Below are 3,757 nucleotides of genomic sequence, written 5' to 3'. Positions count from 1 at the left end.
TTATCTAGCACCACGGGTTTATATACTCATAATCAAACGTTAATTGATATAGCTGAGAGTGTATTTGCTGACTATGGAATTGATCAGGAATATATGCATCACGTTAACTTTTGGAGTCATCTTGTGAATGTAGATTTGTATATACGAAACAGGAGAAGAATGGAAGCGGTTTTGGAAACGGCCAAGTTGGATGCTAGATTTGAAGTATATGGAAATGGGTGGGAAACTTTATTCATTAACCATCATTCCATAAAGTTGAATCGGGCTATTGGTTTTGGAGATGTGTATGATAAGATGAAGGACTCCAAGCTTGTTTTGAATGTTTTGCCCAATTTCGTTCACGGTGGTCACGAGAGAATTTTTACGACTATGCTGAATGGATCCGTTAGTTTGACAGACAACAATTTATTTTTGGAAAGTGAATTTAAGGACGGAGAGGATCTTCTTTTGTACTCTTTTACTCCATATCCTCATGCCAAGATACAGTCATTTTTAGATGATAACGCAACGTTGCAGAAGATTGCTGAGAATGGAAGAAAGAAAGTCATGGAAAAGCATACTTGGCTGGCAAGAGCGGAAAAAATTATTGAAACGGTTATGTATCACAAGCATTTTATGACTTGAATGGGTAGAGGCGAATGGGATCATGAATATTTTATTCCGTGTTGACTCATCGTTTGCGATCGGCACCGGCCATGTGATGCGCTGTTTGGCATTGGCGAGGATGCTGAAAGAAGTCGGTTGTGCCGTTTATTTTGCGATGAGGGTAGGCCCAGGGGATTTGTGCGATGAGGTGGAAAGCAGAGGGTTTCCCGTGTTCCGTCTTGTTTATGATGGACCTGTGTCACAAGAAGTGGACGCACAATGGACGATTGATGTGGTTCGACGATTCCTTCCGTCGGTAGATTGGTTCATTGTCGACCATTATGAGCTTGATCGCCGCTGGGAAGAAAAAGTGAAAGCCTATGTCAGCCATGTGATGGTGATTGATGATTTAGCGAACCGTCCTCATGAATGCGATGTTTTGTTGGATCAAAACTATTACCAACATGCGCAGCAACGGTATAATGGACTTGTGCCGCTAGGCTGCCGTCTATTGTTAGGCCCTCAATATATGTTGTTGCGGCCGGAATTTTATGAGGCCAAAAAATTCGTAAGCCTTCGTAGTGGCCAAGTGCAACGGGTACTCCTGTTTTTTGGCGGCAGCGATCCGACGAATGAAACAGAGAAAGCGCTGCATGCTTTCAAGGAGTTGGATGTTCTTGATGTGGAAGTTGACGTTGTGGTAGGGAAAGCCAATTTGAATCGTTTTCGCGTGGAACAATTCTGTCGTGAAATGGGATTTCGTTACCATTGTCAAATTGATTACCTTGCCAAGCTGATGGCAAAGGCGGATTTTTCACTTGGGGCTGGTGGCGCGTCGATGTGGGAACGCTGTTTTCTCGGCCTGCCCTCCGCGGTGACGATCGTTGCGGAAAACCAAAGGCGATCGACGGAAGACGCCGCCGCGTACGGAGCCGTTTGGAATATAGGTTGGCATGCAGATGTAAAATCGGCTGATTATGCCGATATAGTATATAGAGCGATTGCTTCACGGGAACAACTGAAGCACATGAGCCGCAAAGCGCTCGAATTGGTAGGGAGTACAAAAGAGTATATCGTACATCCGGTCGTGGAGGCGCTATTGGAGGGATGATCCATTGATCAAAGACATTCAAATTGGCCATCGTCTTATTGGGCCGAATCATAAACCGTTTATTATTGCGGAAATGTCCGGTAACCATAATCAATCGTTGGAGAGAGCGTTAGCCATCGTGGAAGCAGCAGCGCGGGCGGGTGTCGATGCGGTGAAATTGCAGACGTATACGGCGGATACCATGACGCTCGATATAGACGAAGGAGATTTTTTTATTGATGACCCTGATAACCTTTGGCAAGGGAATTCGCTTTATAAGCTCTATCAGGCAGCGTACACGCCTTGGGAATGGCATGAGCCGATTTTTCGGCGCTGTAAAGAATTAGGGCTTATTGCGTTCAGCACCCCTTTTGATGAAACGGCCGTTGAGTTTTTAGAGGAACTAAATGTTCCAGCCTATAAAATCGCCTCGTTTGAAAACACGGATTTGCCTTTAATCCGCAAGGTTGCCGCAACAGGGAAACCATTAATTATTTCAACAGGAATGGCGACAGCGGCGGAGTTGGACGAAACGGTTAGAGCGGCGAGGGAATCGGGTTGCCACGATCTCATTTTATTAAAATGTACAAGCACATATCCTGCGACGCCAGAGAACTCACATTTGGCGACGATTCCGCATATGAGAGAGCTGTTTCAATGTCAAGTCGGACTGTCCGACCATACGATGGGCATTGGAGTCAGTGTCGCCGCTGTTGCGCTCGGCGCCACTGTCATTGAAAAACATTTTACCCTTTCCCGCGCAGAAGGAGGAGTGGATGCTGCTTTTTCCATGGAACCGCATGAAATGGCTGCACTGGTGACAGAAACGGAATGGGCTTGGCAAAGCATCGGCCATGTTCAATATGGCCCTACGGACGCGGAGAAAGCATCATTGAAACATCGGCGGTCGTTATACATTGTGCAAGATATGAAGGCAGGCGAGACGTTGACGAAGGAAAATGTGCGCGCGATTCGTCCTGGCAACGGATTGCCGCCGAAATATGTTGACCAGTTGCTTGGAAAAACAGTGAAACGCGACGTGAAAAAAGGAACGCCGGTGACATGGGATTTATTATGGTAAGGAGTGATCCGTATGAGAATATTGTTGACAGGCGGTGCGGGGTTTATTGGGCGCGCCGTGGCGAAACGGCTGCTTGACGATGGGCATGATGTCTGGATTGTGGATGACCTTTCGAATGGGCGGGAAGAAAATATTTCCGAGTTTCGCCATCATCCGAATTTGAAGCAATTCATCGTCGGAGATATCAAAGACGAGCGTTTGCTTGCACAGCTTTTTCGTGAACATGAATATGATCTTTGCTACCATTTAGCGGCATCGATTAACGTACAGGATTCCATTGATGATCCTAGAACGACGTTTTTCAACGATACGGTTGGAACGTTTTATCTTCTTGAACAATGCCGGAAGCATGACACGAAACTAGTGTTTATGAGCACGTGCATGGTGTATGACCGTTGCCATGATGAAGCAGGAATCGCGGAAACGCATCCGACCAAGCCTGCTTCGCCGTACGCTGGAGCGAAAATTGCGGCGGAAAATATGGTGTTGTCTTATTTCTATGCCTATCACCTGCCCGTTGTCGTTGTGCGTCCGTTTAATACATATGGTCCTTATCAAAAAACGAGCGGCGAAGGCGGGGTTGTCGCCATCTTTATTCGGAAAAAATTGATGGGGGAGACGTTGCAAATTTACGGCGATGGCACGCAAACACGCGATTTATTGTATGTGGACGATTGTGCGCGATTTGTTGTTCAGGCAGGCTATTCAGACAAGGTGAACGGGGAAATCTTGAACGCTGGATTAGGCCGGGACATTTCGATCAATGATTTGGCCAAGCTCATTGTGGGCGATGAAAAGCGGATTGAGCATGTTCCCCATATTCATCCACAGAGCGAGATTCAAAAATTGCGATGCAATTATGAGAAAGCCAAGCGGCTGCTTGGTTGGGAGCCGCAAGTGTCTCTTGAAGAAGGGGTTCAAAAGACGGAAGAATGGATCAGAACGAGCCGCCTGATGTAGTCGGGGCGGCTTTTCTTCAGTATATCCAAGGAGCATTCCCG

At 46.6% G+C, this 3,757-nt stretch carries 4 protein-coding genes; all 4 read left to right on the top strand.

What is annotated here, in order from left to right; genetic code table 11:
- The coding region (locus VU18_RS15945) for a glycosyltransferase (protein ID WP_047758504.1) at positions 1-624 on the top strand (624 nt) is incomplete at its 5' end.
- Positions 625-646: 22 nt separating this feature from the next.
- Positions 647-1,696 carry a UDP-2,4-diacetamido-2,4,6-trideoxy-beta-L-altropyranose hydrolase gene (gene pseG / locus VU18_RS15940; RefSeq protein ID WP_047758503.1) on the top strand — a complete coding sequence of 350 codons (1,050 nt, stop codon included), beginning with the start codon at positions 647-649 and terminating at the stop codon, positions 1,694-1,696.
- Positions 1,697-1,700: 4 nt separating this feature from the next.
- Entirely contained in the window at positions 1,701-2,756 is a 1,056-nt protein-coding gene (gene pseI / locus VU18_RS15935) for a pseudaminic acid synthase (protein ID WP_047758502.1), read from the top strand.
- Positions 2,757-2,768: 12 nt separating this feature from the next.
- A complete protein-coding gene (locus tag VU18_RS15930) occupies positions 2,769-3,716 on the top strand; it encodes a dTDP-glucose 4,6-dehydratase (protein ID WP_047758501.1) in 948 nt (315 codons plus the stop codon).
- The last annotated feature ends 41 nt before the right edge of the window (positions 3,717-3,757 follow it).

The organism is Geobacillus sp. ZGt-1 (assembly GCF_001026865.1).
Lineage (GTDB): Bacteria > Bacillota > Bacilli > Bacillales > Anoxybacillaceae > Geobacillus > Geobacillus thermoleovorans.
This window is presented reverse-complemented; position numbering and strand designations above follow the sequence as displayed.

Excerpts from the sequence above, each read along its gene's own strand:
- VU18_RS15930 (WP_047758501.1), top strand. The coding sequence starts at position 2,769 with ATGAGAATATTGTTGACAGGCGGTGCGGGGTTTATTGGGCGCGCCGTG.
- pseG (WP_047758503.1), top strand. The coding sequence starts at position 647 with ATGAATATTTTATTCCGTGTTGACTCATCGTTTGCGATCGGCACCGGC.